The organism is Rhodoferax sp. MLSD5-FHT05B10, from assembly GCF_058793415.1.
The window spans coordinates 21,568-35,416 of sequence record NZ_JBXAFT010000013.1; the positions used below are offsets into that span (position 1 = coordinate 21,568).

General features: G+C 65.7%; 7 protein-coding genes. 3 read left to right on the plus strand and 4 right to left on the minus strand.

What is annotated here, in order from left to right; translation table 11 throughout:
• Genes AC1Q5W_RS15680 through galE form a run of 4 tightly spaced genes read right to left on the minus strand, consistent with a single transcriptional unit; the run spans position 1 to position 7,853 of the window.
• Positions 1-3,228, minus strand: coding sequence for a tetratricopeptide repeat protein (locus AC1Q5W_RS15680; RefSeq protein ID WP_492644345.1), 3,228 nt, complete (start codon positions 3,226-3,228; stop codon positions 1-3).
• A complete protein-coding gene (locus tag AC1Q5W_RS15685) occupies positions 3,225-4,121 on the minus strand; it encodes a tetratricopeptide repeat protein (protein WP_492644344.1) in 897 nt (298 codons plus the stop codon). Before AC1Q5W_RS15685 ends, AC1Q5W_RS15680 begins: the two co-directional genes overlap by 4 nt.
• A complete protein-coding gene (locus tag AC1Q5W_RS15690; RefSeq protein WP_492644343.1) occupies positions 4,084-6,828 on the minus strand; it encodes a bifunctional glycoside hydrolase/polysaccharide deacetylase family protein in 2,745 nt (914 codons plus the stop codon). Before AC1Q5W_RS15690 ends, AC1Q5W_RS15685 begins: the two co-directional genes overlap by 38 nt.
• A complete protein-coding gene (galE, locus tag AC1Q5W_RS15695) occupies positions 6,825-7,853 on the minus strand; it encodes a UDP-glucose 4-epimerase GalE (RefSeq protein WP_492644342.1) in 1,029 nt (342 codons plus the stop codon). The genes AC1Q5W_RS15690 and galE overlap by 4 nt, the downstream gene beginning before the upstream one ends.
• A gap of 216 nt (positions 7,854-8,069) precedes the next feature.
• On the opposite strand from galE, the gene AC1Q5W_RS15700 reads away from it, so the two are divergent.
• The 3 genes from AC1Q5W_RS15700 to AC1Q5W_RS15710 are packed head-to-tail and all read left to right on the plus strand — an operon-like array spanning position 8,070 to position 13,810.
• The gene (locus tag AC1Q5W_RS15700; protein WP_492704249.1) at positions 8,070-9,176 is read left to right on the plus strand and encodes an efflux RND transporter periplasmic adaptor subunit; all 1,107 of its coding nucleotides are present in this window, start codon (positions 8,070-8,072) and stop codon (positions 9,174-9,176) included.
• A 7-nt stretch (positions 9,177-9,183) separates the two neighbouring features.
• On the plus strand, positions 9,184-12,498 hold the full coding sequence (locus AC1Q5W_RS15705; RefSeq protein ID WP_492644340.1) for an efflux RND transporter permease subunit: 3,315 nt from the start codon (positions 9,184-9,186) through the stop codon (positions 12,496-12,498).
• A gap of 19 nt (positions 12,499-12,517) precedes the next feature.
• Positions 12,518-13,810 (plus strand): NAD(P)/FAD-dependent oxidoreductase, encoded by a 1,293-nt coding sequence (locus AC1Q5W_RS15710; protein ID WP_492644339.1) that lies wholly within the window; start codon positions 12,518-12,520, stop codon positions 13,808-13,810.
• Positions 13,811-13,849: the final 39 nt, after the last annotated feature.

Consider the following 13,849-nt stretch of genomic DNA (forward strand, 5'->3'; position numbering starts at 1 on the left):
TTAGAAGTAATGGCGGTAGCGAAGGGCCAGGGTTCGCGTGGCGGAGCCGTTCAGGTCGCTGTTGTACTCCAACCGAAGCGACAGATGGTCTTCTCCTGTAATGGCTCCGGCGATGCCAATGGAGCCACTGTAACCGACCCCACTGAGGGAGTTGTCGGTGGTGCAGGCTTCCGCGAAGGGCCGCAGGGCGCGGGTATAGCTGTCCTGGATGTCTTGTCCAGCCAGATTTTCTCCCGCGTTCAGGCAGGCGCCGGTGGTGGTGCTCGTCGACGGCAGGGACAGTGCGGGGACCAGTGTCTGGGCATACGCTTCAAAGGCGTAGTGTTGATGGGTCGCATACAGGCGGACCCGGATATCGGGGTATTCCGTGCGCACGCGGTAGCCCACCTCCAGCGCATGGGTTTGTCCATACCCATGGATTTCCCCATATGCGGGGTCGCTGGCCTGGGTGCTGTAGCGCGACCAGCGCGAGGTCGCCCGGACGTATTCCCGCTTACTGATGACGTAGTTCAGGCCCAGATGGACATGGTCTTCGCTGCCCAGGGTTCGCAGGGCCACGCTATCGGTTGCATCGGCGCGGTAGGCCAGTCCCCCGTCCACGGTAAGGCGCGCATCCCGGTTCCAGGATTGCGCATACTCAAGGCCATTGCGTACGCGGGCTTCGTCGCGCTGCAGCAGCGTGAACTGTCCTTCGGTGCCGTGGCCCAGCCAGTGCAGTCCCACGCGGGTCAACCGTTCGGCGCCGGGGATGAATGGCCCCAACACCGGGTCGGCGCTGGATTGCCCCGTGTAGCTCCCCCCCAGAAGCAGATGCAGTGTGGGGCGGATGGCCAGCCGGGCGTCCAGTTGGCGGCTCTGGCTGTTGAGGTCGCCGTAGGTGTCGTTGGATGCGCGCATTTGCAGGTAGCTGGCGTGCCGCGGCACGTGTTGCCGGTAACGGTCGTGCAGGTCCTCGTCATCGGCGTGGCTCTGCAGACCCTTGAAGGCGGTGCTCAGGGCTTGCGGTGCACGCTCCAGGGCATAGTCCATGTCGTAACGGGCGTGGATGGGAACTTGGTCGGTGTTCCGGGCCAGGAGCCTGTCCATGGTCTGCGCATCGCCTGTTTGCAGCGCTACCTGGCTTTGCCCCCATACCGGTATCGGGTTGCCTGGGCGGGTCTTGCGGGCGTACTGCAGCCACATCCAGCTGCGGGCGTTGAGAAACTGCTCGTGGGAAAGGGCCCAGCCCAGGACCAGGTCCTGCACCTGCCCGTCACCGGGGGCGGGTTCCGGTGCCACCCCGCGCAATTGGGTCACCAGCTGCCGTACCCGTTGCAGGCCCGGATCGCCCGGTTGGTTGAGGATGGCCAGACGCGCCAGCGCCAGCAGCTCGGGGTTGGCGTCCAGGGTCCCGTTGCCTTCGGGGGCGGGGTGTTTCTCCCGCAACTGCAGCCAGGCGTGACGCCGCACGCGCGCGGCCATGCCGGGCAGGGGGACCCGTTCAAGCGCATCGGCGTAGTTGAGCAATACCAGGGCATCGTCGGGATTGCGGCGAATCTCCTGGCGGTACCAGCGCACCGCCTCCTTGGGGTGATCCAGCGTCTGGTGGGCTGCGGCGAATGCCAGCCAGTAGGCGGGATCGGTCTGGGCACGCGCAGCCCATTGCTGAAGCAGGACCTGCAGTTCGGACTTGTGGCCGCGATCCAGCAGGAACCACAGCACGGGAACCGCGATCTGGCGGTCATCGGGCTGGAGCGCCAGGGCTTTCTTGTAGTCTTCCCAGGCCCGGTCGGGCTGGCGTGCGCGCTGGAAGTATTGGGCCCGCAAGACCAGGAAACGTGCATCGCCTTGTGCTGTCGCCAGTTCGGCGGGTGTCAGCTGGCGGTACAGCCGCTCCTGGCCGTTCAGGTCGGCTGCTTCGGCATAGATTCCCAGGGCCAGCAACAGGTTGTCGATCGCGCCAAAGCGGTGGAAAGCCAGCAGGGCCAGATCCGCGGCCTGCAAGGGAAAGCGCTGGCGTACCAGGAAGATCAGCCGGGACCAGTCGGCACCCGTGGCCTGGGGACTGTTGGCGTAATGCTGGTACGCGGTGATGGCCGCGTCCACTTCCTGCAATTCCCACGCTGTGTTGGCCAGCAGGCGCCAAAAATCGGTCGCCTCCGGTGGCACTTCCTCGCGGTGCTGCTGCATCAGTGCGTAGGCTTCCTGCATGCGGTCGCGGCGGATCAGCAGGACGACCGCCCGCAGGGCCGCATCCATGGAAAACGGCTTCAAACCTGCGCGCTCGGCATACAGCTGCAGGGCGCGCGCGTCGTCGCCCCGGTTTTCGGCCAGCCGCGCAGCCTGTTCGAGCAGTGCCGGATCGCGGGACTTGCGGTACTGGGCCTCAAACAGGCGGGAACCCTGTTCCGCCTTTCCGGCGGACTCGTACAGGGTGAACAGGTCGGCCCATTGCGCGGTGTTGAGCGGCCCCTGGTCCAGGCGCAATACCCAGGCGGCAATCGCCACCTCCGGCTCTCCGGTGAGCGGAGCCAGGCGCAACACAGCCTGGACGGTTTCGGGCGAATGGTCGCCATGCTGGAACAGATAGGCCCAGTGGATCCAGGCGGTCTCCGGGCGGCTGGTCCATTCGGACAGGCGTGCCAGTTTGCGCCGCCAGTCGGTGTCGGCAGGGACGCTGGCTACGGCATGGCTCGCCAGCTGAAAGGCTCGCTGCAGATCGCCGGCACCCAGGAAGGCATCGAAAGCCAGGGCGTAGTCGGCCTGGTTGAACGCACGCATCGCCCCTTCGGCCGGGGGCGCTGGTACCCGCGTTGGAGGGGGCGGAGCCGCTGCGACAGCCGTGGCGTCCGGTGTGTCGGGAACGGCTTGCGTGGTTGCCTGGGTGGTGGCCACGGTCCGGGTGGCTGGCAGGGCCTGAGGCCAGTTTTGACGCGTGATCGCTTCGGGCCTGTAGGTGGCGACGCGAATCAGTGCCTGCTTGGGCAGATCTGCAGGCAGGTGATCCCGCGCTGCCTGGCGGCTCGGCCAGAATCCTGCCCGCAGCACGTACTGCGGGCCGCGGCGTTCCATGCGCACATACGGCAAGGAGCGGTAGCGTTGGTAGAGTGGCTCCAGCCCCTGCAAACTGCCCGAGGTGATTTGCCAGGAATAGTAATCCTGCCCGGCAACCGGCGGCGGGTCGGCAGGCGCAGCCCAGGCGCTCTGCACCGCCGCCAGCAGGCTCGCCCACAGCACGGGGCGGCTCACGGGGTCACTCCTGGCGACGGCGGGGGCTCTTTGAAAACGAGCCTTTGTGCATAGCGTGCTGCGCGAACAGGGTCTCCGGCGGCCAGCGCCGTCTGGATCAGGAACCGCAAGGTTTCCGGATCGTCGGCAAGGTCGCCCAGAGAGCGGTCGGCGGCCACCAGGGCCTGCTGGAAGCGGCTGGCGGCCATGAGGGCCTCAATGCCCTGGCGGAAGTAGGTGCGTGCCGCATCGCGGTCCGCCGCTTGCCGGCGGGCCAGCAGGAAGTATTCGGCGGCCAGCAAGTGGCGGCCCGTGCCCAGGGCTTCATGGGCGTACCCTTCAAGCGCTGCTGTCGAGCGTCCGGGGGCCACCCGGTTGAGAAAATCCAGCCCCGTTTCGGAGAGATCGAGGCGAAACGCCGAGGCCGCAAAGGCTCCCGCCAGCTGGGGGGGGACCTGGTCGTGCTGGGCGCTTTGCAGGAGGGTTACCAGACGGGCGCGGGCGCGCTGGACATCCCCGGCCGGGGTGCGGGTGTTCAGGGCGCGTTCGTAGGCGGCCAGCAGCAGCAGCCGGGCCTCCGCGCGTTGCCGTGCGTTGCCGGTGGCCAGAATGGGTTGCAGCAGGCGTTCCAGCGCCGCGGTGTCCATCTGGTCGCGTCGCGACCGACCCAGCAGAATCGTCAGGTCGGCGTTGCCCGGATCGGTTCGGTGCAGGTTCTCGATATACGACTGGGTCAGCTCGTCGAGCTGTTCGTGGTCGTAGAGCTTCTCGACTAGGGCCTTCTGCGGAAAAATGACGCGCAACAGCCCGATCATGAGCACGGCGATCAGGGCGAGCTGCCAGTTGGAAGCCAGTTGGAGACGCGGGGTCTCGCCGTCAATCCCGGCATATCGCTTCGAGCGGGCTGGCAGCATGGGTGTTCAGTTGGTAATGGAAATCGCCGTTGGCGTCGCGGGTGGGTGATACCTCCCGCCCGGCAACGCGCACGCTGCAACGCGCGGCGTTGGCCAGCGTGAAACGGATTGGAACATGTCCCGCCAGCGTCCAGCGGTAGCCAGTGGGCGTATGCGCAAAGGCGTCTACGTGGGCATTGGCAGACACCAGGCGCACACTCGTTGCCGCGCGGGGGGCAAACGCCAGATCGGCCGACGCGCCGGCGAGATGGATGTAGGTTGCGCCGCCATGGATGTTGAACCCGGCGACCGCCTGGCTGGTGTCGACGTCGGGTGCGCCCAACGCGGCAGGGGCGCGCAGGGTGCGCACGTTTTCCGCGCCGCGGATACGCCAACTGGTGGCGGTGCGCGCCACGGCAACGCGGGAGAAATCGGCAACCTTGCGGGCGTATTCGCTGGCGAATACCGGGGTTGTTTCCTGCGCGAGGGCGTAGGCGAAAATCTTGTCGAGCGAGCGCATGCCGGCTTGCCGGGTCGTCAGGTAGGTGTGGAAATAAATGTCGATGGGTTTGAGCCGCCGGGGGCTCTCGGTCAGTTCGTAGGTTTCAATGACGCGTTCGAAACCGTAGAAAGGCCCCGTCCAGTTGTTGGTGTAGACGTTCTCGTTCTGGTTGGGAGCAAAGACCTGGAACAGGCCATTACGTTCCATGCCGAGTCCTTCGACGGCCGTCAGGGACGGGTTGGAGCGGGTGGCAATGGTGTCGCCACCGTTCATGTTCATGATGCCCAGACGCTGCGTCCATTCCAGCGCGTCCCGCCCGGGGACGCAATCGCCCGTCCACAGGAACAGGGTCACCTTTTTGCCGGCGGGGGCCAGCCGGCTCTCGATGTAGCGCACCGAACCTTCGATTTCACGCTGCAAGTCAAAGGTGTACCCGGGTACCTTAAGGTGGTAGTCGCCGGTCTCGTCTGGTGCCGCCACCTTGCTCCAGTTGAAGGGGTGCGTGTAGCTGTGGGACGCTATTTCTACATTGGGCGCGCGGAAAATGTCGCGCGCCACGGCTTCCAGTTGCTGTGCGTACTGGGGGTAAAGCCCCTGCGGAGACACTTCTGCTTCAATCACGGAGATGGCCATGGGCAGCGGGTACTTGCGGACCACGCGGTCGCGCACCACTTCGCCCGCAAAAGGGGTGCCCGGCAGCTCGGAGCGGTTGACGAAACCATCGCCGTCCATGTGCACCAGCAGCAGGCGCCGGCCACTTTCGGTGGTCGTGTCGGGCACGGGCATGGCAGGCAGGCGCAGGGCTTCGCGGAAGAACGCAAAGGGATTGATCACCCAGCGGCTTTCTCCGGTGGTGGGTAGATTGACCAAGCCATAGGGCTGCATGACGAAACCGCCCCACGGCATGATGGCTGCGGCTACCTGTTGCGATTTGCCCTGGCTCAGCGTCAGCAGGGGCCGCCCCTGGGTAAGCCGGGTGGCCGTGAACTCCGCAGCTTGGGGGCGGGGTTTGCGCTCGAAGCCCAGCATGTCTGCCTGTTCGGTCACGATGATGGGGGCTAGGCTTTCGGCGCCGGGTGGGGCTGTGATGCCCACCTTGCCGGCCAGGGGCGCTTCCAGCAGGGGGGCAATGTCATCCATCACGGCAAGTGGCATGTTCTCTTCCAGCCGCTGGGCCAGCCACGTGCCCAGGTTTTTGCGCTCGGTTCCGGTACCGCGCGCTTCCAGCCAGAGCACGACGCCGGCGTAGCGGTCCGGCGACACGGTGGGCGGCAGGTGACGAAGGTCGACGTAATCCACCGCGTAGCCCAGGTAATTCAAGGGCATGGTGGCATAGCGCACGGCGGCGGTTTCCCGCAGCTGGTATTCGTTGGCCAGCGGGCTGTGCACCACCAGAACCCGCCGCGGCATGACTTCCACCAGCCCGATGCCCACATTGGCGAGGTCCGGAGTGGCGACCCACGGGATGAAGCCCTGGGCTTCAATTTGGCGGGCGGTGGTGCGTGCCAGTTCGCGGTCGCGGGCGGGCACATAGTCGATGGCGATGACGGGGATCTGGTAGTCGTCATGCACGCGCTTGAACTGGGCCAGCAGCCATTCCCGGTCGGCGGCGGGCACGCTGCGGTAGCTGTTGCGGGACGCGTCGTACCCCTGGTACAGCGACTCGGCGGCGACAAAGCTCACGTACTGGTGGGTTTGTTCCAGAATCTCAAAGCCCCGGTTGAAGATCAGCTCGGCCTGCGGGTACTGCTGCTTGAGTTGTGTGACCAGCGCGACCAGACCGGCTTCCTGCCGCGCGCGCTCCTGCGGCGTTTTGGCGTACAGGTGGTAGGAGTCCAGCGTGTCCAGGAAAAAGGAGCGGTATCCGGCCGCCCACAGCGGCGCAATAACCGTCTGGACAAAGAACCGGGGCCATTCCGGGGTGGCCTGGTCGATCAGGTGGCTGCCCCATGCGGAATTCTCGCCCCGCAGCCATGCGGAAGGAATGCGTGCGGCGTAGGCGCGACTGGGCTGGACTTCGCCCACTGCGACATAGGCGGCCAGGCGGGTGTGGGCCAGCGCGGGTGCGGCTGGGTCGGGCACGTGGTCCGGATCGACCACGACCACGTCAAACGCCTGTAAGGCGTCCCAGGGCGGTTGTGCACCATAAAAGAAAGCCACTGCGGGTGCCGCCGAAACCCATCCGGCCAGCAGCCACCCCAGGCAGACCAGGCAGAGCTGTTTCACGTGGTGTGCGCCGGCCGGGCATAGCCGGTCGGGTTGGTGCTTTGCCAGCGCCAGGCATCGGCGCACATGCGTTCCAGACCGCGCTGCGCGCGCCACCCCAGCAGGGCTTCGGCCCGCGCCGGGTCGGCGTAGCAGGCGGCGACATCTCCCGGGCGCCTGGCGGCAATTTGGTAGGGCACGGCCTTGCCGCTGGCCTGCTCGAACGCCCGCACCATGTCCAGCACGCTGTAGCCCGTACCGGTGCCCAGGTTGATGGCCTGGCATTCTGCGTGGGTTTCCAGGCGCTGCAGCGCATTCAGATGGCCCAGTGCCAGGTCCACGACGTGGATGTAGTCCCGCACACCGGTACCGTCGGCCGTGTCGTAGTCGTTGCCCCAGACGTTGAGGAACGCGCGCTGCCCCACGGCGACCTGCGCCACGTACGGCATCAGGTTGTTGGGGGTGCCTTGCGGGTCTTCGCCGATCAGGCCGCTGTCATGGGCACCGACGGGGTTGAAGTACCGCAGCATGCTGATGCGCCAGCTGGGGTCGCTGTGGTGCAGGTCGCGCAGTATGTCCTCGATCACCAGTTTGGTCCGGCCATAGGGGTTGGTGGCCGACAGCGGGTGGTCTTCGGACAAGGGCAGGCGCTGCGGCTCGCCGTACACGGTGGCGGAGGAGCTGAACACCAACGTCTTGACGTTGCAGGCGCCCATGGCTTCCAGGAGGCGGACGGTGCCGACCACGTTGTTGTCGTAGTACTGCAGTGGGTTCTGCGCGGATTCGCCCACAGCCTTGAGACCCGCGAAATGGATGACGGCAGTTGCGTCGCTGTGGCGCAGGGCGTGCGTCAACGCGACGGAGTCGCGGATGTCGCCCTGGTACAGGACGGGGCGTTTTCCCGTGATGCGCTCCACACGCGCCAGCGCTTCGGGCTGGCTGTTGCAGAAATTGTCAAATACCGCCACGTCGTGGCCTGCGTTGAGCAACTCGACGCATGTGTGGGAGCCAATGTAGCCCGCACCACCGGTTACAAAAATGGCCATAGTGCCTTTGTGGATGGGTTGAGGGTCGCCGGCGAGCACCCGTCGCCAGACACAACCAGGGTTTGATTTTCCGCTGTTTTTGGCGCAGCCTATGCCCGCGAGGCGTTTTTTGCCATCGACGGGCTTGCCAAACGGTGCATCGGCCGGGCGCTGTCGGCGGGACTTGATACCCATAGTAGTATTCATATATACTGTATGGGGTATACAGGAGAAGTTATGAAAACCAGCGTTTTGAGTCGGATGAACCGTCATTTTCAGAGGCCGTCCCTGTGCGCGGGCTTGGTCGCGGTCGCCGTGGGCGGTTTTCTGCCGGCTTTTGCCCAGAACGTGGCTGTGCCCACGACCGTTTTGCAAGCCAAGGCGGTGGGCTCTGTGTACGAATTGGACGGCGTGATCCAGCCCGTGCGGCAAAGTACCGTGGCGGCCCAGGCGTCCGGGCGCATTGCCACGCTGCTGGTCAAGGCGGGTGACAAGGTTCGCGCCGGGCAGGTTCTGGCGACGATCGACGACCAGGAGGCTGCGGCGGGGGTGCAGCGCAGCCAGGCGCAAGTCCAGCAGGCCGATGCCGAGCTGCGCAATGCGAAGGCCAACCTGGAGCGCACGCGCGATCTGCAGAGCAAGGGTTTTGTCAGCAAGGCGGCGCTGGACACTGCGGACGCCCAGTACAAGGGCGCCGTTGCCGTGCGGGACCAGGCCACGGCCGTTGCCCGGCAGTCCAGCATCTCACAGGGCTTCACCCGCGTCAGCGCGCCGTATGACGGCTGGGTGCTGCAGACCCAGGTCGAGGCTGGGGATCTGGCGGTGCCGGGCAAACCGCTGCTGACGGTGTATGCGCCGCAGCCCTTGCGCGCCACGGTTCAGGTGCCGGCATCGCGCTCGGCTGCAGTGGCTGCGGCGACTGTGACGCAGGTAGGGGTGGATGGCACCCAGAACGCAGCGCAATGGATCACCCCGGTGGGGCGCAGTGTGGTGCCCTCGGCCGATCCGGTCTCGCAGACCACGGAGTGGCGCCTGGAGTTGCCGGCGAAAGACAGCGCCAACCTGGTGCCAGGGCAGCAAGTGCGCGTGCGCTTTGCACAGGCCCAGACCCAGCCGGCTCCCAAGTTGCTGGTGCCGGAGGCCGCCATTGTGCGGCGCGGAGAGTTGACAGCGGTGTATGTCGTCGTCGGCAAGACGTTTTCCTTGCGGGCGGTCCGGCTGGGCAGCCACCTGGGTGCCGAGGGTGTGGAAGTCCAGGCCGGGGTGAAGGCCGGTGAAGTCGTAGCCTTGGACCCGATCCGGGCCGGCTTTGCCAATGCAACGCCCGCTGCGGCGGCGAAGTGAGCACACCATGAGTGAAAAACCGAGTTTGGGGGTTTCCGGTCGCATCGCCGCGGCGTTCCAGTCCAATGCGCTCACGCCGTTGCTGGCGCTGGTGGCGATGTTGCTGGGGCTGTTTGCCGTGCTGGTCACCCCGCGGGAGGAAGAACCCCAGATCAATGTGACCATGGCCAATGTGCTGATCCCGTTTCCGGGCGCCAGCAGCGTGGATGTGCAAAACATGGTGGCCCGCCCCGCCGAGCAGGTGCTGGGCCAGATTGCCGGCATCGAACACACCTATTCGATTGCCCGCCCCGGCCTGGCGGTGCTGACCATCCAGTTCAAGGTTGGCGTGCCGCGCACTGAAGCCCTGGTGCGTCTGTACGACGTGCTCAACGCCAATCAGGACTGGCTGCCCCGGGACCTGGGGACCCTGACGCCGATTGTCAAACCCAAGGGCATTGACGACGTGCCGGTGGTGGCCGTGACCCTGTGGAACAAGGACGCGGCGCCCGGTGTGGAGCTGGAAGCCGTGGCCCACTCGATTGAGGCGGAACTCAAGGCCGTGGCTGGTGTGCGCGAGGTGCAGACCCTGGGAGGGCCCGGCCGGGCCATCCATGTGGAAGTGGACCCGTCGCGCCTGCGCGCGCGCGGCGTGGATCTGCTGTCCCTCAAGAAGGTCCTGGCAGCCGCCAACTTCGGCATGCCGGCCGGCGCGGTGCTGGACACGGGCAAAGGCAGTGCCGGGACCCAGATGCTGACGGTGGACGCGGGCGAGTTCCTGCGCACGGCGGACGATGTGGGTGACCTGGTGGTGGGCACCAGCCAGGGCAAGCCGGTCTTCCTGCGCGATGTGGCGCGCGTGGAGGCGGGGGCCCAGCAGACCCAGCGCTATGTCTGGTTCACGCCCGGTGTTGCGGCAACCCCCAGCCAGGCGGATGCGGGCGCGGGCAACGCGCCAGCGCCAGGGCAGAGCTTTCCGGCGGTCACGATCAGCGTGACCAAGAAACCGGGTGAAAACGCGGTGGACGTATCGCGCGCGGTGCTGTCCCGACTCGATGCCCTGCGCAACACGGTGATTCCCTCCAATGTGCAGGCGATGGTCACACGGGACTACGGCGAGACGGCAGCCGAAAAAGCCAACAAGCTGATCCAGAAGCTGGCGTTCGCCACCGGTTCGGTCATCTTGCTGGTGGGGCTGGCGCTGGGCCGGCGCGAGGCGGTCATCGTCGGTGCGGCGGTCATCCTGACGCTCACCGCGACCCTGTTCGCGTCCTGGGCGTGGGGCTTCACGCTCAACCGCGTGTCGCTGTTTGCGCTGATTTTTTCCATCGGCATCCTGGTGGACGATGCCATCGTGGTGGTGGAGAACATCCACCGGCACCAGCAGCTCACACCCGGCGTGGCCCTGAAGGACATCATTCCGCAGGCGGTGGACGAAGTCGGTGGCCCCACCATCCTGGCCACCCTCACGGTGATTGCCGCGCTGCTGCCCATGGCATTTGTCTCGGGCCTGATGGGGCCGTACATGAGCCCCATTCCCATCAACTCCAGCCTGGGCATGGCCCTGTCGCTGGGCATTGCGTTCACCGTGACGCCGTGGCTGGCCCTGCACCTGATGCGCTCCCATGGCCATGGTGACGCGGCTGGCGCCCACGGCGGCGCGCCCGTCCAGGCATCGCGCTTGCAGCGGCTGTTTGGCGCCGTGCTCACCCCCCTGCTGGACAGCGCCCGCAAGCGCTGGCTGCTGCTGGGCGGCATTCTGGCAGCGCTGCTGCTGTCGGTCGGCTTGACGATGGTGCAGTGGGTGGTGCTCAAGATGCTGCCGTTTGACAACAAGAGCGAGTTCCAGGTGGTGGTGGACATGCCGGCGGGCACGCCGCTGGAAGACACGGCGGCCGTGCTGCAGGACCTGGGCGGCTATCTGGCCCAGCAGCCGGAGGTCCGGGACCTGCAGGCCTATGCCGGAACGGCCTCGCCCATCACCTTCAACGGACTGGTGCGCCAGTACTACCTGCGCGCCGACGCTGAGCAGGGCGACCTGCAGGTCAATCTGGTGGACAAGCACCACCGCAGCGAGAAGAGCCATGCCATCGCGCAGCGCCTGCGCCCGGCGCTGGAGGACATCGGCAACCGCCACCATGCGCGCATCAAGGTGGTGGAAGTGCCGCCGGGTCCGCCCGTCATGTCGCCCCTGGTGGCCGAGATCTACGGCCCGGACGAAAAGGGACGCCAGCAGTTGGCAACCCGGGTGGCGGCAGCGTTTGGCTCCACGGCCGACATCGTAGGCACCGATACCAGCCTGCGGGAGGATGCGTCGCGCGCCTTCCTGCGGGTGCGCCGCCAGCGGGCGGAGTCACTGGGCATTCCGGTGGCGGCCGTTGCACAAACCGTGTCGTCAGCCCTGTCCGGAACCGATGCCGCCTACCTGCATGACGAACAGTCCAAATACCCGGTGCCGGTGCGCATCCAGTTGCCGCGCGAAAGCCAGGTGGGTCTGGACGCGATCCTGGCGCTGCCTCTGCGCGCGGGCAACGGACAGCTGGTGCCCCTGTCGGAGTTGGTGCAGGTCGAGCGGGGCGTGATTGACAAGCCACTGTACACCAAGGACCTGCAGGGTGTGAGCTATGTGATGGGCGACATGGCGGGCAAGCTGGATTCCCCCCTGTACGGCCTGTTTGCCATCCGCTCCACGCTGGCCGATGCTGCCAAGGCCCAGAGCGACAGCACGGGTGAATACTGGATTCGCCAGCCGGGCAACAACTACCAGCAGTACGCCATCAAGTGGGACGGCGAGTGGCAGATCACCTACGAGACCTTCCGCGACATGGGTGCAGCCTACGGCGTCGGCCTGATCCTGATCTACCTGCTGGTGGTGGCACAGTTCCGCAGCTACCTCACGCCGCTGGTCATCATGGCGCCCATTCCGCTGACGATGATTGGCGTGATGCCGGGTCACGCCCTGCTGGGCGCGCAGTTCACGGCCACCAGCATGATCGGCATGATTGCGCTGGCGGGCATCATCGTGCGCAATTCCATCCTGCTGGTGGATTTCATCGAGCTGCAGGTGCGCCAGGGGCTGCCGTTCAAGACGGCGGTGCTGCAGTCGGCGGTGGTGCGGGCACAACCCATCGCCCTGACCGGCGTGGCGGCCATGATCGGCGCCTTCTTCATTCTGGACGACCCGATCTTCAACGGGTTGGCCATCTCCCTGATCTTCGGAATTCTGGTGTCCACCCTGCTCACGCTGGTGGTCATACCGGTCCTTTACTACGCCTTGTACCGGCGCCGTATGGAGTCGCGCGCAGACGCGAACACGTTAGTCCATCCCACTTCACCAACCTGATAACCGAAGGAGACAAACCATGGCACACATCGTCATCATGGGCGCAGGCATCGGCGGCATGCCCGCCGCTTACGAAATGCGCGAGCTGCTGGACAAGGAGCACCGCATCACCGTCGTCAATTCGACGGACTATTTCCAGTTTGTCCCCAGCAACCCGTGGATCGCGGTGGGCTGGCGTGAGCGCGAGCAGATTACCGTGCCCATTGCCCCCTATCTGGAGCGCAAGGGCATCAGCTTCATTCCCAAGGCCGTCACGGCCATTGATGCACCGGCCAACCGCCTGACGCTCGACGGTGGCGACACGCTGGACTACGACTACCTGGTGATTACCACCGGCCCCAAGCTCTCGTTCAACGAGGTGCCAGGCGCGGGTCCCGTCACATCCGGTGGCGGTGGCTTCACCCACTCGGTCTGCAGCGTGGACCATGCGCAGGAATTCTTTGCCGACTACCAGAAGTTCCTGGAGAACCCAGGTCCGGTGGTGATTGGAGCCATGCCCGGGGCCAGCTGCTTTGGCCCGGCCTACGAGTTTGCCTTCATCCTGGATACGGACTTGCGCAAGCGCAAGCTGCGCAACAAGGTGCCAATCACCTACGTCACCAGCGAGCCCTACATCGGCCACCTGGGGCTGGGCGGGGTGGGGGACAGCAAGTCCATGCTGGAATCCGAAATGCGCAGCCGCGACATGAAGTGGATCACCAACGCCAAGACGACCAAGGTGGAAGACGGCAAGATGTTCGTCACCCAGCTCGACGACCTGGGCGGCGTGTACAAGGAGCATGAGGTGGGCTTCAAGCTGTCCATGATGCTGCCGGCTTTCAAGGGCGTGGATGCCGTGGCGGCCGTGCCCAACCTGTGCAATCCCCGTGGTTTTGTGATCATTGACGAGTTCCAGCGCAGCAAGGCCTACCGCAACATCTTCTCGGCGGGCGTGTGCGTGGCCATTCCGCCGGTGGAAGTGACGCCGGTGCCTACCGGAACCCCCAAGACCGGGTACATGATCGAGAGCATGGTGGGCGCTATCGTTCACAACATTGCCGATGACCTCAAGGGCCAGCCCGCCGTGGCCAAGGGCACCTGGAACGCGATCTGCCTGGCGGACATGGGCGACACCGGCGCCGCGTTCGTGGCATTGCCGCAAATTCCGCCGCGCAATGTGAACTGGTTCAAGAAAGGCAAGTGGGTCCATCTGGCCAAGATTGCCTTTGAAAAGTACTTCATCCGCAAGATCAAGACGGGCACCACCGAGCCGATCTATGAGAAATACGTTCTCAAGCTCCTGGGGGTTGTGCGTTTGTCGGGCGATAAGTAGCCGCGGCGCGCGCAGTGCGCGTCGCCGGCGTTTGTTTTG

Coding starts and splice junctions, on each gene's coding strand:
- AC1Q5W_RS15685 (WP_492644344.1), bottom strand. CDS start 4,121: ATGCTGCCAGCCCGCTCGAAGCGATATGCCGGGATTGACGGCGAGACC.
- galE (WP_492644342.1), bottom strand. CDS start 7,853: ATGGCCATTTTTGTAACCGGTGGTGCGGGCTACATTGGCTCCCACACA.
- AC1Q5W_RS15700 (WP_492704249.1), top strand. CDS start 8,070: ATGAAAACCAGCGTTTTGAGTCGGATGAACCGTCATTTTCAGAGGCCG.
- AC1Q5W_RS15705 (WP_492644340.1), top strand. CDS start 9,184: ATGAGTGAAAAACCGAGTTTGGGGGTTTCCGGTCGCATCGCCGCGGCG.
- AC1Q5W_RS15710 (WP_492644339.1), top strand. CDS start 12,518: ATGGCACACATCGTCATCATGGGCGCAGGCATCGGCGGCATGCCCGCC.